The sequence below is a fragment of the Streptomyces sp. NPDC048751 genome (assembly GCF_043198595.1).
In the GTDB taxonomy this organism is placed as follows: domain Bacteria; phylum Actinomycetota; class Actinomycetes; order Streptomycetales; family Streptomycetaceae; genus Streptomyces.
The window spans coordinates 175332-200047 of sequence record NZ_JBICUX010000010.1; the positions used below are offsets into that span (position 1 = coordinate 175332).

General features: G+C 70.2%; 26 protein-coding genes and 1 riboswitch. Of the genes, 8 read left to right on the forward strand and 18 right to left on the reverse strand.

The genetic code is table 11. The features are described from left to right. Positions 1–213 precede the first annotated feature (213 nt). The gene (gene mnmA / locus ACGFNV_RS30390; RefSeq protein ID WP_393626669.1) at positions 214–1344 is read right to left on the reverse strand and encodes a tRNA 2-thiouridine(34) synthase MnmA; all 1131 of its coding nucleotides are present in this window, start codon (positions 1342–1344) and stop codon (positions 214–216) included. An 81-nt stretch (positions 1345–1425) separates the two neighbouring features. Here mnmA and ACGFNV_RS30395 point away from each other — a divergent pair, with 81 nt between their 5' ends. Beyond that, complete coding sequence (locus ACGFNV_RS30395; RefSeq protein ID WP_393626671.1) at positions 1426–2088, forward strand: N-acetylmuramoyl-L-alanine amidase; 663 nt, start codon at positions 1426–1428, stop codon at positions 2086–2088. Positions 2089–2101: 13 nt separating this feature from the next. Here ACGFNV_RS30395 and ACGFNV_RS30400 read toward each other — a convergent pair whose 3' ends face one another. From ACGFNV_RS30400 to ACGFNV_RS30410, 3 genes are all read right to left on the reverse strand, one after another. Beyond that, positions 2102–3265, reverse strand: coding sequence for a cysteine desulfurase family protein (locus tag ACGFNV_RS30400; protein WP_393626673.1), 1164 nt, complete (start codon positions 3263–3265; stop codon positions 2102–2104). A gap of 91 nt (positions 3266–3356) precedes the next feature. After that, positions 3357–3623, reverse strand: coding sequence for a DUF4190 domain-containing protein (locus ACGFNV_RS30405; RefSeq protein ID WP_393626675.1), 267 nt, complete (start codon positions 3621–3623; stop codon positions 3357–3359). 32 nt (positions 3624–3655) lie between these two features. Continuing rightward, the gene (locus ACGFNV_RS30410) at positions 3656–3820 is read right to left on the reverse strand and encodes a hypothetical protein (RefSeq protein ID WP_166662443.1); all 165 of its coding nucleotides are present in this window, start codon (positions 3818–3820) and stop codon (positions 3656–3658) included. A 127-nt stretch (positions 3821–3947) separates the two neighbouring features. Here ACGFNV_RS30410 and ACGFNV_RS30415 point away from each other — a divergent pair, with 127 nt between their 5' ends. After that, complete coding sequence (locus ACGFNV_RS30415) at positions 3948–4574, forward strand: TetR family transcriptional regulator (protein ID WP_393626677.1); 627 nt, start codon at positions 3948–3950, stop codon at positions 4572–4574. 62 nt (positions 4575–4636) lie between these two features. On the opposite strand, the gene ACGFNV_RS30420 is transcribed toward ACGFNV_RS30415, so the two are convergent. Both ACGFNV_RS30420 and ACGFNV_RS30425 read right to left on the reverse strand, forming a co-directional pair. Further along, positions 4637–5017, reverse strand: coding sequence for a hypothetical protein (locus tag ACGFNV_RS30420; RefSeq protein WP_393626679.1), 381 nt, complete (start codon positions 5015–5017; stop codon positions 4637–4639). 150 nt (positions 5018–5167) lie between these two features. Then, positions 5168–6145 (reverse strand): helix-turn-helix transcriptional regulator, encoded by a 978-nt coding sequence (locus ACGFNV_RS30425; RefSeq protein WP_393626681.1) that lies wholly within the window; start codon positions 6143–6145, stop codon positions 5168–5170. Positions 6146–6249: 104 nt separating this feature from the next. Here ACGFNV_RS30425 and ACGFNV_RS30430 point away from each other — a divergent pair, with 104 nt between their 5' ends. Then, complete coding sequence (locus tag ACGFNV_RS30430) at positions 6250–6837, forward strand: TIGR03086 family metal-binding protein (protein ID WP_393626900.1); 588 nt, start codon at positions 6250–6252, stop codon at positions 6835–6837. A gap of 74 nt (positions 6838–6911) precedes the next feature. On the opposite strand, the gene ACGFNV_RS30435 is transcribed toward ACGFNV_RS30430, so the two are convergent. Beyond that, positions 6912–7769 carry a thioesterase family protein gene (locus ACGFNV_RS30435; RefSeq protein WP_393626682.1) on the reverse strand — a complete coding sequence of 286 codons (858 nt, stop codon included), beginning with the start codon at positions 7767–7769 and terminating at the stop codon, positions 6912–6914. Positions 7770–7913: 144 nt separating this feature from the next. On the opposite strand from ACGFNV_RS30435, the gene ACGFNV_RS30440 reads away from it, so the two are divergent. Next, complete coding sequence (locus tag ACGFNV_RS30440; protein ID WP_393626684.1) at positions 7914–9164, forward strand: alpha/beta hydrolase; 1251 nt, start codon at positions 7914–7916, stop codon at positions 9162–9164. Here the strand turns inward: ACGFNV_RS30440 and ACGFNV_RS30445 are convergent. From ACGFNV_RS30445 to ACGFNV_RS30485, 9 genes are all read right to left on the reverse strand, one after another. Then, complete coding sequence (locus ACGFNV_RS30445) at positions 9073–9729, reverse strand: trimeric intracellular cation channel family protein (RefSeq protein ID WP_393626686.1); 657 nt, start codon at positions 9727–9729, stop codon at positions 9073–9075. The two genes, ACGFNV_RS30440 and ACGFNV_RS30445, sit on opposite strands and share 92 nt — an antisense overlap. Positions 9730–9792: 63 nt before the next feature. Next, entirely contained in the window at positions 9793–11013 is a 1221-nt protein-coding gene (locus ACGFNV_RS30450; RefSeq protein WP_393626688.1) for an ABC transporter ATP-binding protein, read from the reverse strand. After that, on the reverse strand, positions 11010–12107 hold the full coding sequence (locus ACGFNV_RS30455) for an ABC transporter ATP-binding protein (protein WP_393626689.1): 1098 nt from the start codon (positions 12105–12107) through the stop codon (positions 11010–11012). The genes ACGFNV_RS30450 and ACGFNV_RS30455 overlap by 4 nt, the downstream gene beginning before the upstream one ends. Continuing rightward, positions 12104–13102 (reverse strand): ABC transporter permease, encoded by a 999-nt coding sequence (locus ACGFNV_RS30460; RefSeq protein ID WP_393626691.1) that lies wholly within the window; start codon positions 13100–13102, stop codon positions 12104–12106. Before ACGFNV_RS30460 ends, ACGFNV_RS30455 begins: the two co-directional genes overlap by 4 nt. Positions 13103–13210: 108 nt before the next feature. Continuing rightward, positions 13211–15007: an ABC transporter substrate-binding protein gene (locus ACGFNV_RS30465; protein ID WP_393626693.1), complete on the reverse strand. Its 1797-nt coding sequence runs from the start codon at positions 15005–15007 to the stop codon at positions 13211–13213. A gap of 70 nt (positions 15008–15077) precedes the next feature. Next, positions 15078–16085 carry an ABC transporter permease gene (locus tag ACGFNV_RS30470; protein ID WP_393626695.1) on the reverse strand — a complete coding sequence of 336 codons (1008 nt, stop codon included), beginning with the start codon at positions 16083–16085 and terminating at the stop codon, positions 15078–15080. Positions 16086–16408: 323 nt separating this feature from the next. Then, positions 16409–17206: an enhanced serine sensitivity protein SseB C-terminal domain-containing protein gene (locus ACGFNV_RS30475; RefSeq protein WP_133930127.1), complete on the reverse strand. Its 798-nt coding sequence runs from the start codon at positions 17204–17206 to the stop codon at positions 16409–16411. A gap of 180 nt (positions 17207–17386) precedes the next feature. After that, positions 17387–18181 (reverse strand): enhanced serine sensitivity protein SseB, encoded by a 795-nt coding sequence (locus tag ACGFNV_RS30480; protein ID WP_393626697.1) that lies wholly within the window; start codon positions 18179–18181, stop codon positions 17387–17389. A gap of 113 nt (positions 18182–18294) precedes the next feature. Further along, complete coding sequence (locus tag ACGFNV_RS30485; protein ID WP_393626699.1) at positions 18295–18957, reverse strand: AAA family ATPase; 663 nt, start codon at positions 18955–18957, stop codon at positions 18295–18297. 180 nt (positions 18958–19137) lie between these two features. Continuing rightward, positions 19138–19238, forward strand: a riboswitch (glycine riboswitch). Between the two features lie 152 nt (positions 19239–19390). On the opposite strand from ACGFNV_RS30485, the gene gcvT reads away from it, so the two are divergent. From gcvT to ACGFNV_RS30505, 4 genes are all read left to right on the forward strand, one after another. After that, on the forward strand, positions 19391–20509 hold the full coding sequence (gene gcvT / locus ACGFNV_RS30490) for a glycine cleavage system aminomethyltransferase GcvT (protein WP_393626701.1): 1119 nt from the start codon (positions 19391–19393) through the stop codon (positions 20507–20509). A 117-nt stretch (positions 20510–20626) separates the two neighbouring features. Beyond that, positions 20627–21004 carry a glycine cleavage system protein GcvH gene (gcvH, locus tag ACGFNV_RS30495; RefSeq protein WP_037677742.1) on the forward strand — a complete coding sequence of 126 codons (378 nt, stop codon included), beginning with the start codon at positions 20627–20629 and terminating at the stop codon, positions 21002–21004. 15 nt (positions 21005–21019) lie between these two features. Next, complete coding sequence (gene glyA / locus ACGFNV_RS30500) at positions 21020–22282, forward strand: serine hydroxymethyltransferase (protein ID WP_393626703.1); 1263 nt, start codon at positions 21020–21022, stop codon at positions 22280–22282. A 77-nt stretch (positions 22283–22359) separates the two neighbouring features. After that, positions 22360–23727, forward strand: coding sequence for an L-serine ammonia-lyase (locus ACGFNV_RS30505; RefSeq protein WP_393626705.1), 1368 nt, complete (start codon positions 22360–22362; stop codon positions 23725–23727). On the opposite strand, the gene ACGFNV_RS30510 is transcribed toward ACGFNV_RS30505, so the two are convergent. Both ACGFNV_RS30510 and ACGFNV_RS30515 read right to left on the reverse strand, forming a co-directional pair. After that, positions 23714–23944: a hypothetical protein gene (locus ACGFNV_RS30510; RefSeq protein ID WP_393626707.1), complete on the reverse strand. Its 231-nt coding sequence runs from the start codon at positions 23942–23944 to the stop codon at positions 23714–23716. The genes ACGFNV_RS30505 and ACGFNV_RS30510 overlap by 14 nt on opposite strands. A 199-nt stretch (positions 23945–24143) precedes the next feature. Beyond that, positions 24144–24671: a hypothetical protein gene (locus tag ACGFNV_RS30515; RefSeq protein WP_393626709.1), complete on the reverse strand. Its 528-nt coding sequence runs from the start codon at positions 24669–24671 to the stop codon at positions 24144–24146. Positions 24672–24716: the final 45 nt, after the last annotated feature.

Here is a 24716-nt window from a genome sequence, read left to right on the forward strand (position 1 = left end):
CTCGCGACGCCCGGCACGGCCCCTCGCCGCGTTGTCGCATCACCCGAGTACATCCAGTACGCGGGTCATGCTCCGCCTTGCGAGGCACCGCACCGGACGCCGCGAGCTTCCGGCAAACCTTTCCGGTCACAGCACTAGCGAGCGCCCCCCGGGCGCCACTTCCTGGCAGGCGCGCACCCCGGCGCGCTCTCCTGGCGTGCGCCGCGGCGCCGCTTACGCGACCGCCGTCCTCGCGCGCGTGGTCGAAGCGATCGTCGCCGAGCCCACCACACGGGTGCCGTCGTACAGGACGACCGCCTGGCCGGGGGCCACGCCGCGGACCGGCTCCCCGAACAGCACCCGCAGCTCGCCGTCCACCAGCTCCGCCGTCACCTCGGTCTCGCCGCCGTGGGCGCGGAGCTGGGCGGTGTAGGTGCCGGGGCCGGTGGGAGCGGCGCCGCACCAGCGGGGCTTGACGGCCGACAGCCCGGTCACGTCCAGGGCGTCGGCGGGACCGACCGTCACCGTGTTGTTCACCGGCGAGATGTCGAGGACGTAGCGCGGCTTGCCGTCGGCGGCGGGGGTGCCGATGCGCAGGCCCTTGCGCTGGCCGATGGTGAAGCCGTACGCGCCGTCGTGCGTGCCGAGCTTGGTGCCGGTCTCGTCGACGATGTCGCCCTCGGCCTTGCCCAGCCTCTTCGCCAGGAAGCCCTGGGTGTCGCCGTCGGCGATGAAGCAGATGTCGTGCGAGTCGGGCTTCTTGGCGACGGACAGGCCCCGGCGCTCGGCCTCCGCGCGGATCTCGTCCTTGGTCGTCACCGTGTCACCCAGCGGGAAGAGCGCGTGGGCGAGCTGCTTCTCGTCCAGGACACCCAGGACGTACGACTGGTCCTTGGCCATGTCGGAGGCGCGGTGCAGTTCGCGGGTGCCGTCCTCGCGGACGATCACCTGCGCGTAGTGGCCGGTGCACACCGCGTCGAAGCCGAGCGCGAGTGCCTTGTCGAGGAGCGCGGCGAACTTGATCTTCTCGTTGCAGCGCAGGCAGGGGTTGGGGGTGCGGCCGGCCTCGTACTCGGCGACGAAGTCCTCGACGACGTCCTCGCGGAAGCGGTCGGCGAGGTCCCACACGTAGAAGGGGATGCCGATGACGTCCGCCGCGCGGCGCGCGTCGCGCGAGTCCTCGATGGTGCAACAGCCCCGGGCGCCGGTGCGGAACGACTGCGGGTTCGCGGAGAGCGCGAGGTGGACGCCGGTCACGTCGTGGCCGGCTTCCGCGGCACGGGCGGCGGCGACGGCGGAGTCGACCCCGCCGGACATGGCGGCGAGGACACGGAGGGGGCGGGGGTGCTGCGAGGTGTCAGTCATAGCCCTTCAAGAGTACGGGGGGACGGGAACCGGAGCCCGCGGGTATCCGTTGTCGATCTCAAGGGGACGAGGAAGGGTCACATGGGGGCGAGCGAGAAGGACACGGACCGGCGGATCGGGAGGCGTGCCCTGCTCGTGGGCGGGGTCGCGGCGGCCGTCGGTACGGCCGTGCTGGCGCGCGACGAGCTGACGCACCTGTGGTGGCGGCTGCCCGGTGTGGAGAAGCCGCGGGTCGAGGGCGCGGTCGACTACCGGGGCGCGCGCTGGGTGGCGGCCTCCACGGCGAACTGGCGCCGCGCGGACCGGCCGGACGACTACGACGTCGACATGGTGGTCATCCATGTCACCCAGGGCGACTACGCCAGCGCGGTGGAGGCCTTCCAGGACCCCGAGCACCGGGCCGCCGCCCACTACATCGTCCGCACGGACGGACGCGTCACCCAGATGATCCGCGAGCTGGACGTGGCGTTCCACGCGGGCAACCGGGAGTACAACGAGCGCAGCATCGGCATCGAGCACGAGGGGTTCGTGGAGCGCGCGTCCTCGTTCACGGACGCGATGTACGCGGCCTCCGCGCGCCTGACGGCGGGGATCTGCGCGCGCTACGACATACCCGTCGATCGGGAGCACATCATCGGGCACGTGGAGGTGCCGGGGACGGACCACACCGACCCCGGGAAGCTCTGGGACTGGGACCGGTACATGCGGCTGGTGCGGGAGGCCGGTGCCGCCACGCGCGCCTGAGGCGGACGGCCGGTCACGTCAGTCCAGCGGCCCGGGCCCGTTCCACCGCGGGGCCGATGGCCTTGCCGACCGCTTCGACGTCGGCCTCCGTGGAGGTGTGGCCGAGGGAGAAGCGCAGGGTGCCGCGGGCCAGTTCGGGGTCGGTGCCGGTGGCGAGGAGGACGTGGCTGGGCTGGGCGACGCCGGCGGTGCAGGCGGAGCCGGTGGAGCACTCGATGCCCTGGGCGTCGAGCAGGAGCAGCAGGGAGTCGCCCTCGCAGCCCGGGAAGGTGAAGTGGGCGTTGGCCGGGAGGCGGTCCACGGGGTCGCCGCCGAGGATCGCGTCCGGGACGGCCGTACGGACCGCGGTGACCAGGGCGTCGCGCAGGGCGCCGATCTCGCGGGCGAACCAGTCGCGCTGCTGGGCCGCGAGCCGGCCGGCGACCGCGAAGGAGGCGATCGCGGGGACGTCCAGGGTGCCGGAGCGGACGTGGCGCTCCTGGCCGCCGCCGTGCAGCACGGGTACGGGGGTGTGCTCGCGGCCCAGGATCAGGGCGCCGATGCCGTAGGGGCCGCCGATCTTGTGGCCGGAGACGGTCATCGCGGCGAGGCCGGAGGCGGCGAAGTCGACGGGGATCTGGCCGAAGGCCTGGACGGCGTCGGCGTGCAGTGGGACGCCGAACTCGTTCGCCACGTCGACGAGTTCACGGACCGGGGTGATCGTGCCGATCTCGTTGTTCGCCCACATGACCGTGGCCAGGGCGACGTCGTCGGGGTCGCGGGTGATCGCCTCGCGCAGCGCGTCCGGGTGGACGCGGCCGTAGGGGTCGACCGGGAGGTACTCGATCGTGGCGCCCTCGTGTTCGCCGAGCCAGTGGACCGCGTCGAGGACCGCGTGGTGTTCGACGGGGCTGGCGAGGACGCGGGTGCGGCGCGGGTCGGCGGCGCGGCGGGACCAGTACAGGCCCTTGACGGCGAGGTTGTCGGCCTCGGTGCCGCCGGAGGTGAAGACGACCTCGCTGGGGCGGGCGCCGAGTGCTTCCGCGAGGGTTTCGCGGGACTCCTCGACGGTTCGCCTCGCGCGGCGGCCGGATGCGTGGAGGGAGGAGGCGTTGCCTGTGGCGTTGAGGTGCGCGGTGAGCGCCTCGACTGCCTCGGGGAGCATCGGGGTGGTCGCGGCGTGGTCGAGGTATGCCATGGTGGCCACGATTCTACGGGGCGGTGTGGAAGGGCCTCGTGTCAAGGTGGGCCTGGGATGGGGCGGGAGCGGCCCCCGCGCACCAAACCTCTCAGAAGCTCCACGAGATCGTGCTGTCCGCCTGCATGAACGCGACCAGGACCACGAGGTCGGCGATGCCCAGGACGAGGCCGAGGTAGGCGCGGCCGGGGCGGGCCGTGCGGCGCCACAGGGCCGCGGCGGCCAGGGCGATGGCGATGGGGCCGAGGAAGACGTTGAGGACGAGGAGGCCGACGAGGCCGAGGATGAAGGCGGCGACGGCCATGCCGTCGGCGTCGCGGATGCCGGTGCGGCGCGTGGCCGGGGCGGTGAGGTGCATGGTGGTCAGCTCCAGACGGTCAGAAGCGGGTGTCAGTGGGTCGAGGTGTGCCGGCGTCCGTGGCGCTCGCGGAGCGCGAAGATGCCGAGCCACGCGGCGATGACGGCGGCGGCGACGACGGTGAAGGTGAACGGCGCGTGGGCGACGGTGCCCAGGACGGCGCCGAACAGCAGCAGGGCGGCGACGAGGAACAGCATGGGATGAATCCCTCTCCGGTCTCGTGACGTTTCGGTGAACGGTTGTGGTTACAATTGTTCACTGACTCTCGAGTCTAGCGTCCCTCACGGCTTTCCAATTACAGAGAACAGTTGTTAACTGCATGGTATGAGTCACACCTTCGGCATCCGGCAGGCCCAGAAGCAGAAGACCCGGCAGGCGCTCCTGGACGCGGCCCTGGTCCTGCTGGAGGAGCAGAGCCTGAGCAGCCTGGGCCTGCGCGAGGTCACCCGCGCCGTCGGCGTCGCCCCCACCGCCTTCTACCGGCACTTCCGTTCCACCGCGGACCTCGGCGTCGCCCTGGTCGAGGAGGCGCTGGGCAGCCTGCACCCGATGATCCGCACGACGGTGACCACCTCGGAGAACAGCGAGGAACGGATCACGCGCGCCGTCCAGCTGATCTCCCGTCACGTGACCGCGTACCCCGCACACGTCCGTTTCATCGCCCGTGAACGACACGGCGGCGTCCAGCCGGTACGCGAGGCCATACGGGCCCAACTGGTCCGGTTCGCCGAGGAGGTGAAGGCGGAGCTCGCCAAGGACCCGGAGGCCGAGGGCTGGAACGACGACGACCTGCTGATGCTCGCCCATCTCTACGTCGACCAGATGCTCATCACCGCCTCGCTGTTCCTGGAGGCCCTGGAGGCGCCGGAGGACGAGCGGGAACGGGTCACCCAGGTGGCCACCCGCCAGATGCGGCTCATCAGCATCGGGCGCCACCACTGGCTCGACTGAGCACACGAGAGGGGAGACGCACCGACAAGGTGGTGCGCCGCCCCTCTCGTACGGCAGCCGGGTCAGCCCTGCTGCTGTGCCTGCTGCCCCTGACCCCCGCCCGGGCCGCCGCAGCCACCGCCCTGGCCGCCGCCACCTGGGCCGCCCTGGCCCCCCTGACCGCCACCGGGGCCGCCGCTCGGCATGCCGGACGGGGCGCCGGAGGGACGGGCGGTCGGCGCGCCCGAGGGGGCCGCCGTGGCCGCTCCGGAGGGCGCACCCGACGGGGCGCCGCTGGGTCGGCCGGAGGCGTTGCCCGTCGGCATGCCGGACGGCGCCTGACAGGCCTGCCGGCCGGAGCTGCCACTGTTCGAGGACGAGGAGTCGCCGGAGCCGCAGGCCACCAGGGCGAGGGGCGAGAGTGCCAGCAGGGCCACCGCGGGAACGAGACGCGCACGCATCATGAGAAACAACTCCAAAGAAGCCGAAGAAGGATGAGGGGGTCCTGAGGCGGGCACTCAACCAACGGCGCTTAGGGCTTCCTTGAGCCTCTGCTGTACGCCTCCTGTCAGCGGAGTAAAGGCCGAACCAAGTCACCTCGCCGACCTGCGGGTTCAGTCGGAGGGGCCGCTCACGCGCTGGTACAGGTCCGTGACAGAGGCGGCGGCCGCGCGCAGTTCCTCGCGCACCTCGGGCGGGGAGAGGACCTCCACCCGGTCCGAGAACGCGAGCAGTTGGCGGGCCTCGCGGACGAAGCCGTACGACAGCCGGGCGGTCACCCACTCGCTCTCGCCGTCGTCCTCGGGGAGTTCGGCCAGCGCGGAGGCGTTCAGGCGCAGGAACATGTCGAGGCGGTCGCGCCGGACGCGGACGGTGACGTCGAGGCCGCCGGGGCGCTCCTCGACCTGGCGGCGCAGCACCTCCCACACGTCGGTGAGTTCGACGCCGGGCCGCCGCCGGACGGGGTCGTCGAGCGTCTTCGCCGAGTGCACGCGGTCGGCGCGGAAGAGCTGGGGTCTCGCCCGGCGGTCGGCGACCAGGTACCAGACGCCCGCCTTGGAGACGAGGCCGTAGGGGTCGACGGTGTAGGTGCGGGGCTCGCGGTCGCCGCTGTGGCGGTAGCGCAGGCGCAGCCGTCGGTCCGCGAAGACGGCGTCCTGGAGGGTGTCGAGGTCGACGGCGGGCCGGGGGCCGCCCTTCCAGCGGGTGGCGTCGACCAGGATGCGCCGGCTGGTGACCTCGGCGGCCGGGCGGTGCGGTGCCGGAAGCGCGGCCATCACCTTGCGCAGGGCGGAGCCGAGCGCCACGTCCAGGCCGAGCGCCGCGTGCGCGCCCTGCGCGGCCAGGATGAACAGCGCCCGGGACTCGTCGGCGGTCAGTCCCGTCACGTCCGTACGGAAGCCCGCGAGCAGCTCGATGCCGCCGTGGCGCCCGCGTTCGGCGTAGACCGGGACACCGGAGGCGGAGAGGGCCTCGATGTCGCGGTAGATGGTGCGGACCGACACCTCCAGGCGGGTGGCGAGTTCGTGGGCCGGGACGCGACCACGGGTCTGCAGGAGCAGCAGGATCGACAGCAGGCGGTCGGACTTCACGGTCTCAGGATCCCGCCGCGCACGGCCCCGGGCAAATGTTGACGGCAGCTGTCAGGTTATCCGGGGAGTCTTGGGTGAACCGACCCGCAGAGAGGCCCAGCATGATGAACGCCGTCGACCCCCGCCCCTTCTACTCCCGCGCCACCGAACAGGCCGCCTCGCTCATCAAGACCGTACGGCCGGAGCAGTTGACCGGTCCCACCCCGTGCGGCGACTTCGACGTCCGCACGCTGCTCTCCCACATCGTGGGCGGCACCCTGCGGATCGCGGTCGTCGGGGAGGGCGGCGACGGGCTCGCCGTCCGGCCCTTCGCCGAGGGGGTCGGGGACGACGGTTGGACAGCCGCGTACGAGGAGGTGCGGGAGCGGGTGCTGGCCGCTTGGGAGGGCGACGAGCGGATGGCGGCGCCGGTCCGGGTGCCGTGGGGCGAGGTGCCGGGGCACGCGGCCCTGTCCGGATACGTGATGGAACTCGTGACCCACACCTGGGACCTCTCCGAGTCCGTGGGCCGCCCCCTGGAACTCGACCCCGAACTGGCCGAGTTCGCCCTCGCGACCGCCCGGCGCACCCTGCCCGACGCACAACGCGACGAGCGGACGCCCTTCGACTCGGCCCTGCCGGCGCCCGAAGGGGCCGACATCTACGAGCAGTTGGCGGCATGGCTGGGCCGCAGGCCGCTCAGCCGGGCCTAAGGGCCCTCGCACCATGCCCGTCCGGGTCGGACGCTCACAGCGCAAGGGCCCCTGACACCGCTCGGTGCTCGGGCTCAGCCCAGCCTCGCCCGCGCCAACTGCCGCGACTGCGCCACCAGTCGGTCCGTGCTGTCCCAGACCTCCGCGTCCTCCTCCAGGAAGCCGCCGGCGAGGTTGCGGGTGGTGATGGAGACGCGCAGGGGGCCCGGGGCCGGGCGGGAGCGGACGTGGACGGTCAGCTCGACCGTGGGCACCCAGCCGCTGAGGCCGATCTCGAAGGCGGTGGGCGGCAGCGCGTCCACCGCCAGGAGCAGCGAGAGCGGGTCGTGGTCGCGGCCGTCGGCGAGCCCGAACCAGGCGCGCATCTCGCCCTTGCCGGAGGGCTTCCCGAGCGCCCAGCCCAGGGTGGACGGGTCGAGCTTGAGCATCAGGCGGTCCGTGATGGCAGAGCTGCCCTCCACGGGGGCGGGTCCGTCCTCGGGGCCGAAGCAGTGCTCCAGGGGCGGGATCGCGGGCGGCTTCGCCGTGGTGCGGACGTCGTCCGGGAGGGCGTCCAGGTCGCCGTAGGAGGCCAGCACACGGATGCGCTCGACCTCGCGGCCCTCGTCGTCGTACTGGAAGAGGGACGCCTGCCCGGTGGAGAGGGTGCGCCCGGTGCGTACGACGTCCGTGCGGACGACCGCCGGGCCCGGCCGGGAGGCGGTCAGGTAGTGCGCGGAGATCGTGAACGGGTCGGGGTGCGGCAGGGCGTCGGCGAGGGCGCGGCCCAGGACGGCCAGCAGGTAGCCACCGTTGACGGCACTGATGATCGTCCAGCCGGCCGAGAGGTCGATGTCGTAGACGCCGGGTTCACGCCGGATCAGCGCGGTGTCGCGGTCGAACTCGCTGTCGCCGATGGTGGCGCGCAGGGTCCCGGTAGCTGCTTCTGGCATGGCTGAACCGTACAACACCTGATTACTAAGCGGTAGCTTTGGCCGCCCACGAAGGAATGCGGCGAAGGTGAGATGTGGTCAATTTCTCGGTAAGTGCCCGCAAGGTCCGTCAACCTTGGGCCCCCACTTCGCCTCTTTAGGGGCATGAGCCTCACCGGGACTGCATTCCTCTACACCCTGATCGCGCTGGCCGTCGTCGCGCTCGCACTGCCACTCGTCCTGTGGTCGCGGATGCGCGGGCCGAAGGTCGTGCGGGCCGCGGCGCGGGTGCTGATGCTGCTGTTCGCGCAGGGCACGGCCGTCTCCCTGGTCTTCGTCCTGGTCAACAACTCCAACAACCTGTACGACAACTGGGGCGACCTCCTCGGCACGGCCAACCATGTGCAGCAGGCCGCCGACCTCGGCGCCAGCGGCACCGGCGGTATCGCGCTGGAGCGGCTGCCCAGGGTCGAGCAGAAGTTCAAGGCCGCGCACGGACCGGGCATGCGCAAGGCCGGCGGAGTCCGCGTCACCCAGCTCAAGGGCCGCGTGTCCGGCGTGAACGCCGAGGTCTACGTATGGCTGCCGCCGCAGTACGACCAACCCGCCTACCGGCACCACAAGTTCCCCGTCGTCGAGCTGCTGCCCGGCTATCCGGGTTCGGCGAAGGCCTGGTTCGGGTCGATGAAGGCGCACGAGCAGTTGCTGCCGCTGATGCGCGACGGCCGCGTCGCGCCGTTCATCCTGGTCTCGCCGCGCACCTCCCTGCTCCCCGGAGTCGACACCGGCTGCGCCAACGTCCCCGGCACGGTCAACGCGGACACCTGGCTGAGCGTCGACGTGCCGAGGATGGTCATGGACAACTTCCGGGCCCAGCCGGCGCCGCGCGGCTGGGCGGTCGCCGGGTACTCGGCCGGCGGGCACTGCGCGACGAAACTGGCGGTCGCCCACCCCGACCGCTACGGGGCGGCGGTGAGCATGTCCGGCTACAACGACCCGATCGCCGAACGCAACTCGCTGGCCGCCGAGACCCCGGCCCTGCGCGCCGAGAACAACCCCTACCTGCTGCTGGGCAAGAAGGCCGTCCCGCCCCGGATCGCCCTCTACCTCTCCGGCCAGCCGCGCGACGGCTACGAGGCCGCCATGGCCCTGGAGAAGATCGCGAAGGCACCGACCGCCGTGCACGTCGTGTACGTCCCGAAGAGCGCGGGCGGCCACACCATGGCCCTGTGGCGGCCGCAGGTGGTCCCGGCGTTCCTGTGGCTGACGCAGGAGATGGGCGAGCAGCCCGTCGCCCGGCACTCCCGCGGGGGCGCCGGGGGCACTACTCCTCCCGCACCGTCGAACGACGGTTCCACGCGCGCGGAGCTCGCCAGTGGTACCGCATCGCGAGCAGGCGCAGAGCGAAAGCCGTGACGGCGGCCAGAGCGCTGGTCAGCGGGGTCAGGGCGTCGTAGCGGATGCACAGCACGACCATCGTGGCGCCGACCATCGCCGGGACCGCGTAGAGGTCGCGGTCCCAGCGCAGCAGCGAGGGCACCTCGTTGGCCAGCACGTCGCGCAGCACACCGCCGCCGACGGCGGTGGCGAGGCCGAGGGCCGCCGACGCGGTGAGGCCGAGCCCGTAGTCGTACGCCTTGGTCGTGCCCGTGACGCAGAACAGGCCCAGGCCCGCCGCGTCGAAGACGTTGACGCCGACCTGGATGCGCTCCACCTGCGGGTGGAGGAAGACGACCAGGAGGGCGGCGAGCAGGGGCGTGAGGAAGTACCCCAGGTCGGTGAAGGCGGCGGGCGGCACCGCGCCGATCACCACGTCCCTGAACAGCCCGCCGCCCAGCGCGGTGGCCTCGGCGAGCATGGCGATGCCGAAGACGTCGAAGTTCTTGCGGACGGCCAGCAGCGCGCCGGAGATGGCGAAGACGAAGATGCCGACCACGTCGAGCGTGTGCTGGACGGACGGGGTGAAGAGTTGCAGGAGCACCCTTCCATTCTGACGCAGCACTGAGCCCCTGCCTTACATTGCAAGGCAGGGGCTCAGGTTTGATTACTTCTCGGTGGTTTCGGTGGAGTCTGTACCGGCAGGCGTCTCCTTGGCGACCTCCGCCGCCACCGCCGCCGACGTCTCCGCCGACTCCGCCAGCACCTCGTCGGCCACCAGCTCGGCCGCCTCCTTCGCGGCGCTCAGCAGGACGGTGTCCTGCGGGGCCTGGTCCGCGAAGTTCTCCGGGTGGTGGCAGGCGACCTGCTGGCCGGGACGCAGCTCGATCAGCGGCGGCTCGGTCGTCTTGCAGATCTCCGTCGCCTTCCAGCACCGGGTGTGGAAGCGGCAGCCGCTCGGCGGGGAGATCGGCGAGGGCACGTCACCCTTGAGCAGGATCCGCTCGCTCTTGGCGTTCTTGCGCCTCGGGTCCGGGATCGGCACCGCCGACATCAGCGCCTTGGTGTACGGGTGCATCGGCGTCCGGTAGAGCAGGTCGCGGTCGGCCAGCTCCACGATCTTGCCGAGGTACATCACCGCGATCCGGTCCGAGACGTGCCGGACGACCGAGAGGTCGTGCGCGATGATCACGTACGTCAGGCCGAGCTCCTCCTGGAGGTCGTCGAGGAGGTTCACCACCTGCGCCTGGATCGACACGTCCAGCGCGGACACCGGCTCGTCCGCCACGACCAGCTTCGGGTTGAGCGCGAGCGCACGGGCGATGCCGATGCGCTGGCGCTGACCGCCGGAGAATTCGTGCGGGTAGCGGTTGTAGTGCTCGGGGTTGAGGCCGACCACCGACAGCAGCCGCTGGACCTCCTTCTTGATGCCGCCCTCGGGCTCGACGCCCTGGAGCTTGAAGGGGGCGCCGACGATCGTGCCGATGGTGTGGCGCGGGTTCAACGACGAGTACGGGTCCTGGAAGATCATCTGCACATCGCGGCGCAGCGGACGCATGCCCGCCACACCGAGGTGCGTGATGTCCTTGCCCTCGAACTCGACCTTGCCGCCGGTCGGTTCGAGCAGCCGGGTGATCAGCCGACCCATCGTGGACTTGCCGCAGCCCGACTCGCCCACGACACCCAGGGTCTCGCCGGCCTTGACCTCGAAGTCGATCCCGTCGACCGCGTGCACCGCCCCGACCTGCCGCTGGAGCAGGCCCTTCTTGATCGGGAAGTGCTTCTTGAGCCCGGTCACCTTCAGCAGGGTCTCGCCGGGGGCGGCGTCCTTGGTGAGGGTGGCGCCGGCTGCCTGCGCGGACTTGGTCACTGCTTTCTCGTCACTCACAGCTTCGGCGCAATCTCTTCGGTCCAGATACGCTCCCGCTGCTCCTGGCTCAGGTGGCAGGCGGCCCAGTGCCGGCTGCCGACCTCGGCAAGCTCCGGGCGGACCGTGCGGGTGACGTTGTCCTTCGGGAGGTCCGCGTACGGGCAGCGCGGGTTGAACGCGCAGCCGGACGGGATGTTGATCAGCGAGGGCGGGGAGCCCTTGACCGGGATCAGGCGCTCCTGCTGCTCGCGGTCGAGACGCGGCATCGAGCCGAGCAGGCCCCAGGTGTAGGGGTGGCGGGGCTCGTAGAACACCTTCTCGGCGGGGCCGCGCTCCACGCAGCGGCCGCCGTACATCACCAGGAGGTCGTCGGCCAGTTCGGCGACGACGCCCAGGTCGTGGGTGATGACGATGACCGCGGAGCCGAACTCCTTCTGCAGGTCCCGGATCAGGTCGAGGATCTGCGCCTGGACGGTCACGTCGAGGGCGGTCGTCGGCTCGTCCGCGATGAGCAGTTCGGGGTTGTTCACCAGCGACATCGCGATCATCGCGCGCTGGCGCATACCGCCGGAGAACTCGTGCGGGTAGCTGTCGACGCGCTTGTCCGGCTGCGGGATGCCCACCCGGTCGAGCATCTCGACCGCGCGACGCTTGGCGGTCTTCTTGTCGACGTTGTGGTGGATCCGGTACGCCTCCACGATCTGCTGGCCGATCGTGTAGTACGGGTGCAGCGCGGACAGCGGGTCCTGGAAGATCATCGCCATCTGACGGCCACGCAGCTTGCGCACGTGGTCGGGGTCGGCGGACAGCAGCTCGGTGCCGTCCAGCCAGATCTCGCCGGAGATCTGCGCCTTGCGCTTGCCGTACTGGCCGGCGGTGTGCAGGCCCATGATGCCGAGCGAGGTCACCGACTTGCCGGAGCCGGACTCGCCCACGATGCCGAGGGTCTTGCCCTTCTCCAGCTGGAAGCTGAGCCCGTCGACGGACTTGACCAGGCCGTCGTCGGTCGGGAAGTGGACCTTCAGGTCGCGCACTTCGAGGAAGGCGCTCGGGGCCTGCGAGTTGCTCGTGGGTTCGCCCACGGCAGCTCCGGTCTTGCTCAGTTCGGTCATGACAGCCTCACTCGGGGGTCGATCACGGCGTACAGGACGTCCACCACGAGGTTGGCGATGAGCACCGCGAGGGAGGTGATCAGGACGACGCCCAGAATGATGGGCAGGTCCTGGGTCCTGATGGCGTTCAGCACGGCCTGGCCGAGTCCGGGCAGGCTGAACGTGGTCTCGGTCAGGATCGCACCGCCGATGAGGGCGCCGAGGTCCATGCCGAGCATCGTCAGGATGGGCGTCATGGTGGAGCGCATGGCGTGCTTGCCGATGACCGTCTGCTCACGCAGGCCCTTGGCGCGGGCGGTACGGATGTAGTCCTCGCCGAGCACCTCCAGCATGGTGGCGCGGGTGATGCGGGCGTACATCGCGGCGTAGAGGAAGGCCAGGGTGATCCAGGGCAGGATCATGCCGCCGAACCAGCCGGTGAAGCTGTCCTCCAGCGGCACGTAGTCGCCCTTGAACCAGTTCAGGCCGAAGACGAAGACCGCCAGCGAGAGCATGCCGGTGAAGTAGATGGGGAGAGAGACACCCGCGAGCGCGACGACCATCGCGCTGCGGTCCCACAGGGTGCCGCGCTTGAGCGCGGAGAGCACGCCCGCCGCGACACCGAAGATCAGCCACAGCACGGCGGCACCGAGCGCGAGCCCCAGGGTCACCGGGAGACGGTCGGTCAGCACCGGCCAGACGGCCTGCTCACTGCGGAAGGAGTAGCCGAAGCACGGCGCGGAGCAGTGGGTGACGTCACCGCCGCCCGAGTAGGTGCGGCCCGCGAAGATGCCCTTGAAGAACTCCCAGGCCTGGACGTAGATCGGTTCGCCCAGTCCGAGCTTCTGCCGGACCCCCTCGACGGCGGCCGGGTCGGCCTGCTTGCCGACGAAGCTCAGGGCCACGTCGACGCCCGCCCACTTGGGGAAGAGGAAGAAGATGCTGAAGACCACCAGGACGATGACGACCAGCATCACTGCGGCGGCGAACAGCCGCCTGATGAGGTAAGCGAGCACAGCTCTCGGCCCGCCGCGGACGCGGGCCACCGGAGGTCATCCGGTGGCCCGCCTCACGCGTCGCCGGCCTTCACCTGCCTTTCGTGCCGTTCGGCGGGTGTGCCGGGTTTACTTCGCGGACTTCAGGCCGAGGTTGACGAAGTCGTACATACCGCTGTAGCCGTCGGTCGTGTAGACGTTCGCCAGGCGGCTGGAGCGCCAGTTGATGAACTTCTCGAAGACGAAGGGCAGGTAGTAACCGCCCTCCATCACCTTGTGGTTGATCTCCGTGGCGATCTTGGCCTTGCCGGAGTCGTCCAGCGTGTTGACGTACTGGTCGAACAGGCCGTCGATGGTCTTGTCCTTGATGAGCGCGAAGTTGTTGTTGGCGCTCTCAAGGATGTACTTGCTGTTCCACAGCGGCAGACCGAAGCCCTGGACGGACGGGAAGTCCGGGCCCCAGCCCATGATGATGATGCCGTAGCCCTTCTTCTTCACGTTCGAGGGGCTGCCGATGACGCTGGAGCTCTGCGAGCCGTCGTACTGGTCGATGTCGACGGTGACGCCGATCTTCTTCAGCGACGCCTGCAGGGACTGGGCGGTGGCCACCTCGACCGGCTTGTTGTTGCGGACGGCGATGGTGGTCTTGAAGCCGCTCGGCTTGCCGCAGGCCTTCAGCTCTTCCTTGGCCTTGGCGACGTTGCCGTTCTTGTTGGCGCCGTTGAGCTCGAACGGGTCGTACTTCTGGCCCTCGGCGCCCGCGACGGACGGCGGGAGCATGTTCGTGCCGATGTCACCACCGGCGACGGGGCCACCGCGCGCGGTCTGCAGCGACACGTGGTCGGCGCCGTAGATGACGGCGTTGCGGCAGTGGATGTTGTCGAACGGCTTCACGCTCTGCGGGAACGTCGCGTAGCGGATGTAGCCGGAGACCGGGTTGTCCAGGTTGGCCTTGTGCTGCTTCAGGGCGATGGTGCGGCCCTGCGGCGACATGCCGGTCTGGTTGAGGTCCAGGTCCAGGTCACCGCTGATCAGGCGCTGGTCCAGGTCGTTGGCGTTGGTGAAGAACTTGATCGAGATCTTGTCCGGGTACGCCTTGCGGATCGGGTCCGAGGCCTGCTTCCAGCCCTCGTTGCGGACCAGCGTGAGGTCCTTGCCCGGGTTGTACGACTGGAACTTGTACGGACCGGAGGAGAACGGCTTCAGCTGGTACTTGGACTTGGTGTCCATGTCCTGGCGGACCGGGGAGGCCGAGATCAGGCCCAGCATCTCCTCGAAGTCCGAGTTGGCCTTCGGGAGCTTGAAGATGATGGTCTTGTCGTCCGGCGTCTCGATGGCCTTCAGACCCAGCTTGTCCTTCGAGGTGTCCTTGTACGGGCCCTTGTACTCGCCCTTGGGGTCGAGGACTTCCTTGAGGTAGGTCGGGCCGCCGGACAGCACGTCCTGCGCCCAGACGCGCTCGATGCCGTACTTGACGTCCTTGGAGGTGATCGGCTTGCCGTCCTCCCAGGTGATGCCGTCACGCAGGGTGTACGTGTAGGTCTTGCCGTCGTCGGTGATCTTGGCGAGACCGGTGGCGAGGTCCGGGGTCAGCTCCGCGCCGGCCTTGCCGGGCTCCGTCTTGTTCGTGACGAGCTGACGGCTGTAGTAGCGCGCGAAGTTCCACATCATGCCGTAGTAACCACGCGTGGTGTCCCACGAGTCGGCGTCCTGGGCGGCGCCGAACTTGAGCTCGCCGCCCTTCTTCGCCGCGGACGCCTGGGCGACCTTGTTGTTGGCGGCGTCGAAGCCGGCCGCACCGTTCTTGGAGCCACCGTCGCCGTCGTCGTCTCCGCCGCCGCACGCCGCCGTGGTCAGCAGCGCCGCGACCACGGCGGCAGCGGCCATGGCCTGCTTGCGCCGCCCTGAGGTGCGTTGGGTAGTCACGATCTCGGATCCTCCGGATTTGATGAGAGACCCCGTAGTCGGTGCCACGGGACGCTTGGGGTACGGCAGTTCAGCGGGAGCCCTTCGGGTCCAGCGCGTCACGCACGCCGTCGCCGAAGAGGTTGAAGGCAAGGACGGTGATGAAGATCGCCACACCCGGGACCACCATGTACATGGGGTCCGAGTCGTAGTAGTCGATCGCGCTCGAGAGCATCTGCCCCCAGGAGGCCGTGGGCGGCTTGACGCCCACGCCCAGGAAGCTGAGGGCCGCCTCGGTGAGGATGTTGGTGGGGATCATCATCGTCGTGTACACGATGATGGGCGCCACGAGGTTGGGCAGCAGTTCCTTGAACAGGATGTACAGCCGCCCGGCGCCCAGCGATCGGGCGGCCTCGACGTACTCGCGCTCACGCAGCGAGAGCGTCTGGCCGCGCACCACGCGTCCGATGTAGGGCCACCCGAAGAAGCCGATGACCAGGATCATCACGAAGATGCGCACGCCCGTGCCGGTCAGCCCCAGCATCTGGTTGGGCATGACGGAGACCAGCGCGATGATGAACAGCAGCTGAGGGAAGGCCAGCAGGCCGTCCATGATCCGGCTGATGAGCGAGTCGACCCAGCCGCCGAAGAAGCCGGCGAGGATGCCCAGGACGGTGCCGAGGATCACGGCGACCACCGCGGACAGGAAGCCGACGAGCAGTGAGATCCGGGCTCCGTAGAGGATGCGGGCAAAGATGTCGCGGCCGTTGACCGGCTCGACGCCCAGCAGGTGATCGCCGCTGATGCCGCCCAGCGACCCCGTGGGGGTGCCGAACAGCGGGTCGATCAGCTTCTCGTGATACTCGTTCGGGTCCTGCCCGAGCAGACCGGTGATCACCGGCGCGAGCAGCGCTATCGCGATGAGCACGAGCACCACGACGCCGCCCGTCAGGGCGAGCTTGTCCCGCTTCAGGCGCTCCCAGGCGATCCGGCCCAGGGAACGACCCTGTACGGCCTTCGCGCCGACGCCGCCAACTGCCGCTTCCTCGGCCGCGCTCGGGGCCGCTTCCGCGGTCGGCTCGTGCAATGGTGCCGTCATCTGGCAGGGACCCCTCTCAACCGGCGGTTGGCCGGCCCGCACTTGCCGCTGTGGCGGCATTGACTCAGTCCGTCGTACACAGGGGCGAAACACCCCTGGTGCGGGAGTCTTCAACGCTTTGGCGATCTGTTGCCAGACTTAAGGGTGAAAGGATGCGTAAACGTGATGCTGTCTGGGGGGTTCCGTTATCCGGACAGCAGGTAACGGCGGCCGGACGAGGGCGAATTAGGACAGACAGGACCGAAACGTGATTTTCCGGCTTGATCTACGCGCGAAGATAAAGCTCCGCTACCATTTCGGCGATGCCGGAGCACCGTCGACGGTCAGTATCTTCCGGACGCCGGCGGATACCCGTACCCACCCGCAGGAGCCGGCGCGGGGGCCGCGTGGGCCTCGCGGTCGTAGAAGGGGCGCGCCTGGCCGCGCAGCCACATCACCACCGGGTCGTACTCGTCGGTCATGGCGACGGTCGACACCGGCAGCCCGTCCGGTACCGCCCCTATCGACTGCTGCATCATCGCCCGCACCGAGTCGACGGCGGTCGGCGAGGTCTCGTACACGTCGAGACCGATGGCGAGATACGGCGCGCCGAGCGCCGGTTGGACCCAGGCGCGGCGCAACGAGCGGACGGCCGGGGTGCGGTGGGCGTTCTGCGCGAGGAGGGCGTAGAACTGCGGGATCTCGATACCGGGTTCGGACAGCCGCAGGGGTCCGGCCGGCTGGCGGTCCAGGCCGGTCGCGATCCGCCGCAGGTCTAGCCAGGGGATGCCGACGCCGCCGCCCGGGGCGTGCGGGTTCAGCCAGAGGCCGTAGTGGTCCGGGTAGAGGGTGCGGGCCACGTCCAGGCCGTCGACCACCTCGTACGACCGATTCCAGCCGCTCGCGGAGAGTTCCTGGGCGGAGGTGACGCAGGGGGCGTAGCCGTGGCCGTCGACCTCCATGTTCCCGTACTGGGCGTCGGGGGAGCCGGCCTGGCCGTGCCACAGCAGCATCCAGACCTGGCCGGAGGAGGGGGTGGCGAGCGCGCGCAGGAGTGCCTCGTAGGCGTCGTAACGCCCGGGCGTCACCTGGCGCAGCATGTGCTCGACCTGTCCGGTCGCGGCGGTGCCGCTCGCGCTCACCTTTACCGCCCTTCGTGAGTTGAGTGGGCCTCGTGTATGAAACCAGCTTAGGTGGACCGACCGGCAAGAGCCGCGCCAGCAGGTGGGAGTGGTCGAACGGTGGCGGGTGCGGGTCGTGGGGGTTGTCGCGCCCACGCGACGGAGCCGCATATCGATACAGCCCCGCGCCCCTGGAGGTCGCTACAGGTCCCGTATGTAGAAGGGGCGGACCTTCTCTCGCATCCACTCCGCCACCGGGTCGCCCTGGGCCACGTCCAGCAGGACCAGGTTGACCGGCCAGGGGGTGGGGGCCTGGCCGAGGGCTCGGCCGAGGGCGTCGAGGGGGAGGACTCGGAGGTCGCCCTCCAGGTGGGAGAGTTCCACGCCGACGAACATGACCGGGTCGGCCGTTTCGATGGTGGCGAGGCAGCGGCGGGCGGTGCTGACGACGCCGGTGGCGGCGAACTCCGTGGAGGCGGCGGCGAGGAAGTCGATCGGGTCGTCCTGCCAGTCGGGCTCGAAGAGGCGGACGCGGCCGCCGCTCGTGGGGTCGTCCAGCGGGGTGCGGCCGGAGCGGCACAGCTCGGCCACGGCCGGCGGCGGCAGCGGGACGCCGACCAGGCCGTCCGGGTTGACCATGATGCCGACCTGCGGGGGCAGGCCCCGGGCGAACTCGACGGCCGGGGCGATCGTGAACGACATGTGGGAGCCGACCACCTGGCGGAACTGCTCCTCGGAGCTGAAGACGGGCACATAGGCCTGGCCCTCGATCTCCAGGGTGGGCAGGTCCAGCGGGCCGCTGTGCGGGCCGCCGCCGTTGGGCAGCGGCACCCAGACGAAGCTACGGCCGAGGACCTCGACGATCCGGCCGCCGGCGCCCGGCACGCCGAGGGAGGCGGAGAGCACCTCCTCCAGTTCGTTGCCTGGCCAGCCGCCGTGCGAGTGGGGGTGTGCCTGTGCCGGGAAGTCCGCGGGAAAATCCGCCGGGAAGTCCATCTCTCTCAACCGTCTGCCGGGAACCACTGCTGTGGCGGAAAGGCTATCGGGTACCGGCCGCCCCGTTCCCCGTCGTGCTCGGCCCGTGACCAGACTCGGCCGACGGGGCCGGCTCAGCCCGTGAAGCCGATGCGGCGCAGGGTGTCCGCCGCGGCCCGGTCGATCAGCACCGCCGAGCCGCAGCCCTGGGGCAGTTCGCCCCGCTCCACGGAGCGCAGCAGGTGGGCGGCGGCCGTGCGGTGGCGCAGGAACGCGTACCGGGAGACGCCCCGGCCGCGTTCGCGCTGGCCGGCCAGGGCGGTGTCCGCGGTGACGTCGAGAAGGAGCAGGTGCAGGGTGCCGCCCCGGCGGTGGGCCTCGCGGGCCAGCCAGCGGCGCACCCAGGCCTGCGTACCGCAGTCGTGCACGACGACGCCCGCGCCGGAGCGCAGGGCGCGGCGCAGTCCGGCGTAGTGGGCGAGGCGGACGAGGGGGCGGTAGACGGCGTAGGGCAGGAGGCGGGGCATGCGGGCGTCCCAGCGGTCGCGGGTGTCCTGGGAGTCGATGCCGACGCCCTTCACCGCGCGCCGCATCAGGGTGGACTTGCCGCTGCCGGGCAGACCGGTGACCACGACCACGTCGCGGGGGCCGAAGAGCAGGGCGTGGGGGCTGTGGCCCGCGCGCTCGCGCAGGTCGCGGACGACGGGCTGCGGGCCGTACGCCTCCCGGGCCGGGGCGACCGGCTGTGCGGGCAGCGCGACGGCCGAGCCGGTCGCGTACGCGGTGGTCCTGTTCACCGTGATCGTCCTCCCCTGGAGTGGTTCACGACTGTCCCTCCCCGCCGAGTGTAAAGAGAAGGTAATACGAGGTGCCTCGTCATTTCGTTCGCTTCCTGCCACAAGCCGGTTACAGATGCGGCCTGCCGCGCGGGGGTGCGGGCGTGCAATGATGAGGCCGCCAACTGCATACCGGCCGTTTGAATCCGCGCGGGAGAGTTCCCAGCAGCAGCTGTCGCTGGGGCGCCGAAGGAGCAAGTCCCTCCCTTGAATCTCTCAGGCCCCGTTACCGCGCGGGCGAGGCACATCTGAAAAGCGGGCCGCTGTCGCAGTGGCTCCACCCAAGGTGCAAGCCAGGACCCCTGTGCGGTCATGGCGAACCTCTCAGGTTCCGATGACAGATGGGGAGGAACGCCCTCGCCCGTCCTGTCATGCCATGGGAGACGACCGACCGATGAGCAGTACCGAACCCCGCCGTACCGCGCTCGATGCCGTGCATCGCGGGCTCGGCGCGACGATGACCGACTTCGCCGGCTGGGACATGCCCCTGCGCTACGGCTCCGAGCGCGACGAGCACCTCGCGGTGCGCACCCGGGCCGGCCTGTTCGACCTCTCCCACATGGGCGAGATCACCGTGGCCGGGCCGCAGGCGGCCGCGCTCCTCGACCACGCCCTGGTGGGCAACATCGGGGGCGTCAAGGTGGGCCGGGCCCGCTACACGATGATCTGCCGGGCCGACGGCGGCATCCTCGACGACCTGATCGTCTACCGGCTCGAAGAGACCGTGTACCTGGTCGTCGCCAACGCCTCCAACGCCCAGGTGGTGCTGGACGCGCTCACCGAGCGGTCCGCCGGGTTCGACGCCGAGGTGCGCGACGACCGCGACGCGTACGCGCTGATCGCCGTGCAGGGCCCCGAGTCGCCCGGCATCCTCGCCTCCGTCACCGACGCCGACCTCGACGGGCTGAAGTACTACGCGGGCCTGCCCGGGACGGTCGCCGGTGTCCCGGCGCTGATCGCGCGCACCGGCTACACCGGTGAGGACGGCTTCGAGCTGTTCGTGAAGCCGGAGCATGCCGTCGAGCTGTGGCAGGCGCTGACCAAGGCGGGCGAGGGCGTCGGACTGGTCCCCTGCGGTCTGTCCTGCCGGGACACGCTGCGCCTGGAGGCGGGCATGCCGCTGTACGGGCACGAGCTGAGCACCTCCCTGACGCCCTTCGACGCCGGGCTCGGCCGGGTGGTGAAGTTCGAGAAGGAGGGCGACTTCGTGGGCCGCGAGGCGCTGTCCGCGGCGGCCTCGCGGGCCCAGGAGAACCCGCCGCGCGTCCTCGTCGGCCTGGTCGCCGAGGGCCGTCGCGTCCCGCGCGCCGGGTACGCCGTCGTCGCGGGCGGCGAGGTGGTCGGCGAGGTCACCTCCGGCGCCCCCTCCCCCACGCTGGGCAGGCCCATCGCCATGGCGTACGTCGACGCGGCGCACGCGGAGCCGGGCACGAAGGGCGTCGGCGTCGACATCCGGGGCACTCACGAGCCGTACGAGGTCGTGGCGCTGCCCTTCTACAAGCGCCAGAAGTAGACACTGGGCGCGGCGCCTCGCCTCCCGGCGTGACCCCGCGCACATTTCGCTGCTCATCAGCGGTTTCAGCAGTCACTCATTCACCAGCACTCCCCCGCGTACAGGAGAATTCAGGCCATGAGCAACCCCCAGCAGCTGCGCTACAGCAAGGAGCACGAGTGGCTGTCGGCCGCCGAGGACGGCGTCGCGACGGTCGGCATCACGGAGTTCGCGGCCAACGCGCTCGGTGACGTCGTCTACGCCCAGCTCCCGGACGTCGGCTCCACGGTCGCCGCGGGCGAGACCTGTGGCGAACTGGAGTCCACCAAGTCCGTCAGCGACCTGTACTCCCCGGTCTCCGGCGAGGTCACCGAGATCAACGAGGACGTGGTGAACGACCCGTCGCTGGTGAACTCAGCCCCCTTCGAGGGTGGCTGGCTGTTCAAGGTGCGGGTCTCGGAGGAGCCCTCCGACCTGCTCACCGCCGACGAGTACGCCGCCCACTCCGCCGGCTGAGGAGCCTCAAGCCCCATGTCTGTTCTGAACACGCCCCTGCACGAGCTCGACCCGGACGTGGCCGCCGCGGTCGACGCCGAGCTGAACCGCCAGCAGTCCACGCTCGAGATGATCGCCTCGGAGAACTTCGCTCCGCTCGCGGTCATGGAGGCGCAGGGCTCGGTCCTGACCAACAAGTACGCCGAGGGGTACCCGGGCCGCCGTTACTACGGCGGTTGTGAGCACGTCGACGTCGCCGAGCAGATCGCGATCGACCGGGTCAAGGAGCTGTTCGGCGCCGAGTACGCCAACGTGCAGCCGCACTCGGGCGCCTCCGCCAACCAGGCCGCCCTGTTCGCGCTGGCCCAGCCCGGCGACACGATTCTGGGCCTGGACCTGGCGCACGGCGGCCACCTGACCCACGGGATGCGGCTGAACTTCTCCGGCAAGCAGTTCAACGTGGTCGCGTACCACGTGGACGACGCCGGTCTGGTCGACATGGCCGAGGTCGAGCGGCTCGCCAAGGAGCACCGCCCGAAGGTGATCATCGCGGGCTGGTCGGCGTACCCGCGGCAGCTGGACTTCGCGGAGTTCCGCCGGATCGCCGACGAGGTCGAGGCGTACCTGTGGGTCGACATGGCGCACTTCGCCGGTCTGGTCGCGGCGGGCCTGCACCCGAACCCCGTCGAGCACGCGGACGTGGTCACCTCCACGACCCACAAGACGCTGGGCGGCCCGCGCGGCGGCATCATCCTGGCGAAGAAGGACTTCGCGAAGAAGCTGAACTCGTCCGTCTTCCCGGGCTTCCAGGGCGGTCCCCTGGAGCACGTGATCGCGGCGAAGGCGGTCTCCTTCAAGGTCGCCGCCTCGGAGGACTTCAAGGAGCGCCAGCGGCGTACGGTGGAGGGCGCGCGGATCCTCGCCGAGCGGCTGACGTCAGCCGACGCCCGGGAGGCCGGGGTCAACGTGCTGTCCGGTGGCACGGACGTGCACCTGATCCTGGTGGACCTGCGGGAGTCCGAGCTGGACGGCCAGCAGGCCGAGGACCGTCTCCACGAGGTCGGCATCACCGTCAACCGCAACGCGGTCCCGAACGACCCGCGTCCGCCGATGGTGACGTCGGGTCTGCGGATCGGTACGCCCGCGCTGGCCACCCGCGGCTTCACGGCCGAAGACTTCGCCGAGGTCGCGGACGTCATCGCCGAGACGCTGAAGCCGTCGTTCGACGCGGAGGGTCTGAAGGCGAGGGTGAAGGCCCTGGCCGACAAGCACCCGCTGTACCCGGGCCTGAACAAGTAATCACGTGCCGGCGGGGCACCCGACCTGAGTGCCGGGTGCCCCACCCCCTCGCACCACCCCTGTATTGAGGAGTCACCGTGGCCATCTCGGTCTTCGACCTGTTCTCGATCGGCATCGGCCCGTCCAGCTCCCACACGGTGGGCCCGATGCGCGCGGCGGGCCTGTTCGCCCGCCGGCTGCGCAACGAGGGCCTGCTGGACTCCGTCGCCTCCGTACGCTCCGAGCTGTACGGCTCGCTGGGCGCCACCGGCCACGGCCACGGCACCCCGAAGGCGGTGCTGCTCGGCCTGGAGGGCGACTCACCGCGCACGGTGGACGTCGAGACGGCGGACGAGCGAGTGGAGGAGATCAAGGCCTCCGGGCGCCTCCGCCTCCTCGGCGACCACGAGATCCCGTTCTCCTTCGACGACGACATGGTCCTGCACCGCCGCAAGGCCCTGCCGTACCACGCGAACGGCATGACGCTGTGGGCGTACGACGCGTCCGGCGCCGAGCTGCTGTCCAAGACCTACTACTCGGTGGGCGGCGGGTTCGTCGTCGACGAGGACGCGGTCGGCGCGGACCGCATCAAGCTCGACGACACGGTCCTCAAGTACCCCTTCCGCACGGGCGACGAGCTGCTGCGCCTGACGAAGGAGACGGGCCTGTCGATCTCCGCGCTGATGCTGGAGAACGAGCGCGCCTGGCGCACCGAGGACGAGATCCGCGCGGGTCTGCTGGAGATCTGGCGGGTGATGCGGGAGTGCGTCTCGCGCGGCATGTCCCGCGAGGGCATCCTGCCGGGCGGTCTGAAGGTACGCCGCCGGGCCGCGAACACCGCGCGCAAGCTGCGCTCCGAGGGTGACCCGCTGGCCCTGGCCATGGAGTGGATCACGCTCTACGCGATGGCGGTGAACGAGGAGAACGCGGCCGGGGGCCGGGTGGTGACCGCCCCCACCAACGGCGCGGCCGGCATCATCCCCGCGGTCCTGCACTACTACGTCAACTTCGTGCCGGGCGCCGACGAGGAGGGCGTGGTCCGCTTCCTGCTCGCCGCGGGCGCGATCGGCATGCTGTTCAAGGAGAACGCCTCCATCTCCGGCGCCGAGGTCGGCTGCCAGGGCGAGGTCGGCTCGGCCTGCTCGATGGCGGCGGGCGCACTGGCGGAGGTCCTCGGCGGCTCCCCGGAACAGGTCGAGAACGCGGCCGAGATCGGCATGGAGCACAACCTCGGCCTCACCTGCGACCCCGTCGGCGGCCTCGTCCAGATCCCCTGCATCGAGCGCAACGGCATGGCCGCGGTCAAGGCGGTCACGGCCGCCCGCATGGCGATGCGGGGCGACGGCTCCCACAAGGTGTCCCTCGACAAGGTCATCAAGACCATGAAGGACACGGGGGCAGACATGAGCGTGAAGTACAAGGAGACGGCGCGGGGTGGGCTGGCGGTGAACATCATCGAGTGCTGAGCACTGTGCCCTCACCGGGTCCGGTAGTGCCGCAGCCGTGCCAAGTCCCACTCGACGGTGTCCAGGACATCATCTGCGTACCCCTTGGCGAGTCGCCGTCCACCTCGCCCGCGACGAACCCGAGGAGCAGCCTCAGGATCTCCTTCTCCTGCGGCAGGGCCATGCCGTCGGCCAGATGCGCCATGACCACCGCGCAGACCGCGGGCGCCGGGGGCATCAAAATGGACTGGACGAACACGTGGTCATCCAGGCTCCGGACGGCCCCGGCGGAATTCCCCCCGATGGTGGACTCCAGGGTGTCGAGCAGATGCAGAGCAGACTGACCGCACCCGCACGGGATCGCATTCCAGTCATGCCTTTCCAATTCTGCACGAGCGAGACTCACCTGCCAAAAGCTTCCGCTACCGGCACCGGCCTCAGAACCCAGTCGGCCCGTGACGCTTCGCCTGCTTCTCGATACGGCCGATCAGTTTGGCGTCGAAGTACGCGAAACGCTCCGAATCGTTGTCCACTCCTTCGAGGATGTAGCGGGCCAGCATCGCGTGGCCGGTGGCGTATTCCTGATAGAGCGTCCAGATACCCTCCCGCGCCGCGATCTGGCAGTCGATCTCGATCTCGGGCGAACCTGCCTCAACCTCGGTCCAGTGGGACTCCCCCGCCACGCAGGTGAGCAGATGATCGAGCAATTCCAAGCGCACAGGCTCGGAGAGGTCCTCCTGCAGGGCCGCGACAATCATCGCCGTCACCGGCACTGCCACCTCGAACAGAAGTGACTGGATGTTGATGTGCCCCTCAAGCGTCGCCTCCGCGATCTCATCCGGTGTCCCAGCCTCCAGCAGCCTGGCAAAGATCTCGGGCAGATGCGTGCCCGTCTTGCCACAGCCGCACCGCAGGGAAGCCCAAGGGACCCGTTCGGCCTGAATCAACGACGGTCTGATACTCACACCGGCTCTCCGGGGACTGCGGGTGTTGATATTTTGCAGTTGAGT

What these genes read in the sequence shown, in the direction of transcription:
- mnmA (WP_393626669.1), bottom strand. Translation starts at nt 1,344, where the DNA reads ATGACTGACACCTCGCAGCACCCCCGCCCCCTCCGTGTCCTCGCCGCC.
- ACGFNV_RS30395 (WP_393626671.1), top strand. Translation starts at nt 1,426, where the DNA reads ATGGGGGCGAGCGAGAAGGACACGGACCGGCGGATCGGGAGGCGTGCC.
- ACGFNV_RS30400 (WP_393626673.1), bottom strand. Translation starts at nt 3,265, where the DNA reads ATGGCATACCTCGACCACGCCGCGACCACCCCGATGCTCCCCGAGGCA.
- ACGFNV_RS30405 (WP_393626675.1), bottom strand. Translation starts at nt 3,623, where the DNA reads ATGCACCTCACCGCCCCGGCCACGCGCCGCACCGGCATCCGCGACGCC.
- ACGFNV_RS30410 (WP_166662443.1), bottom strand. Translation starts at nt 3,820, where the DNA reads ATGCTGTTCCTCGTCGCCGCCCTGCTGCTGTTCGGCGCCGTCCTGGGC.
- ACGFNV_RS30415 (WP_393626677.1), top strand. Translation starts at nt 3,948, where the DNA reads ATGAGTCACACCTTCGGCATCCGGCAGGCCCAGAAGCAGAAGACCCGG.
- ACGFNV_RS30420 (WP_393626679.1), bottom strand. Translation starts at nt 5,017, where the DNA reads ATGATGCGTGCGCGTCTCGTTCCCGCGGTGGCCCTGCTGGCACTCTCG.
- ACGFNV_RS30430 (WP_393626900.1), top strand. Translation starts at nt 6,250, where the DNA reads ATGAACGCCGTCGACCCCCGCCCCTTCTACTCCCGCGCCACCGAACAG.
- ACGFNV_RS30435 (WP_393626682.1), bottom strand. Translation starts at nt 7,769, where the DNA reads ATGCCAGAAGCAGCTACCGGGACCCTGCGCGCCACCATCGGCGACAGC.
- ACGFNV_RS30440 (WP_393626684.1), top strand. Translation starts at nt 7,914, where the DNA reads ATGAGCCTCACCGGGACTGCATTCCTCTACACCCTGATCGCGCTGGCC.
- ACGFNV_RS30455 (WP_393626689.1), bottom strand. Translation starts at nt 12,107, where the DNA reads ATGACCGAACTGAGCAAGACCGGAGCTGCCGTGGGCGAACCCACGAGC.
- ACGFNV_RS30470 (WP_393626695.1), bottom strand. Translation starts at nt 16,085, where the DNA reads ATGACGGCACCATTGCACGAGCCGACCGCGGAAGCGGCCCCGAGCGCG.
- ACGFNV_RS30480 (WP_393626697.1), bottom strand. Translation starts at nt 18,181, where the DNA reads ATGGACTTCCCGGCGGATTTTCCCGCGGACTTCCCGGCACAGGCACAC.
- gcvT (WP_393626701.1), top strand. Translation starts at nt 19,391, where the DNA reads ATGAGCAGTACCGAACCCCGCCGTACCGCGCTCGATGCCGTGCATCGC.
- gcvH (WP_037677742.1), top strand. Translation starts at nt 20,627, where the DNA reads ATGAGCAACCCCCAGCAGCTGCGCTACAGCAAGGAGCACGAGTGGCTG.
- glyA (WP_393626703.1), top strand. Translation starts at nt 21,020, where the DNA reads ATGTCTGTTCTGAACACGCCCCTGCACGAGCTCGACCCGGACGTGGCC.
- ACGFNV_RS30510 (WP_393626707.1), bottom strand. Translation starts at nt 23,944, where the DNA reads ATGCCCCCGGCGCCCGCGGTCTGCGCGGTGGTCATGGCGCATCTGGCC.